At 37.7% G+C, this 1,241-nt stretch carries 2 protein-coding genes; both read left to right on the forward strand.

Annotated elements, in window-relative coordinates; all coding sequences use genetic code 11:
* Nucleotides 1-160: 160 nt before the first annotated feature.
* Nucleotides 161-640, forward strand: a complete 480-nt coding sequence (gene def / locus V7149_RS25550) for a peptide deformylase (RefSeq protein ID WP_335348366.1) — start codon at nt 161-163, stop codon at nt 638-640.
* Nucleotide 641: 1 nt separating this feature from the next.
* Nucleotides 642-1,241 (forward strand): methionyl-tRNA formyltransferase (gene fmt / locus V7149_RS25555; RefSeq protein WP_335348367.1); only part of this gene is annotated, 600 nt, incomplete at its 3' end.

Raw genomic sequence — 1,241 nt, forward strand, 5'->3', positions numbered from 1 at the left:
ATCAACAGGAGATTCATTCGGGCGGACTGCAAATTTCCGTAGATCTAAATCCATATATATTAATGTAGTAAAATTGGCGAAAAGATTTAGATAAATTTAGTTATGAATCATGTAAAAATAGTTGAAAATAGGTAAATAAGAAGACATTGGAGGAACTAGATTGTCAGTCAGAAAAATCGTCACTTATCCTTCTGAAATATTAGAGGTACAGTGTAAACCAGTTAAGTTTTTTGATAAAAAACTCGTAAAAATATTAAATGACATGTATGATACGATGATTGAATTTGACGGAGTTGGACTAGCTGCCCCACAAATTGGTCTTGATCAGCAAATTGCGATTGTTGATATTGATGATGATAGCGGCACAATCGAAATGATCAATCCGGAAATACTAGAAATAAAAGGAGAACAGATTGGGCCAGAAGGCTGCTTGAGTTTTCCAGGGTTATATGGAGAAGTAAATAGACCTGCCTATGTGAAAATCAAAGCACAAGATCGGAAAGGGAAATTTTATACACTTGAAGCAGAAGATTTCTTGGCGAGAGCGATTTTACACGAAATTGATCATCTTCAAGGAATTTTATTTACTTCCAAAGTAATTAGATACCTTGAAGAATCTGAGCTGGAAGGAGCGGAGTAATATGACAAAAATTGTTTTTATGGGAACACCAGATTTCTCTGTTCCTGTCCTGCAGCAAATTATAAAAGACGGGTTTGAGGTTATAGGAGTTGTTACACAGCCTGACCGTCCTGTAGGGAGAAAAAGGGTATTAACACCCCCACCAGTAAAGGTAGAGGCAGAAAAACATGGAATCCCTGTTTATCAGCCGGAAAAAATCAGAGAAAAAGCTGAGCTAGACAAAATCTTAGCATTGAATCCTGATTTAATTGTAACTGCCGCTTTTGGGCAAATTTTACCTAAGGAGTTATTAGACGCTCCTAAATTCGGATGTATTAATGTTCATGCATCTTTGCTTCCAGAATTAAGAGGAGGTGCACCTATCCACTATTCTATTATTCAAGGGAAGAAAAAGACAGGCATTACAATAATGTATATGGCCGAAAAGCTTGATGCCGGGGATATATTAACCCAGGTAGAGGTGCCAATTACGGATACTGATACAGTTGGTACGCTGCACGATAAGCTTAGTGTGGCAGGTTCTGATCTTTTATCCGACACTTTGCCTAAGCTGATCAAAGGGGAATTACAGCCTATCCATCAAAATGACGCTAATGCTACC

It is taken from the genome of Bacillus sp. JJ1503, from assembly GCF_036965125.1.
Taxonomy (GTDB): Bacteria; Bacillota; Bacilli; order Bacillales; family Cytobacillaceae; genus Cytobacillus.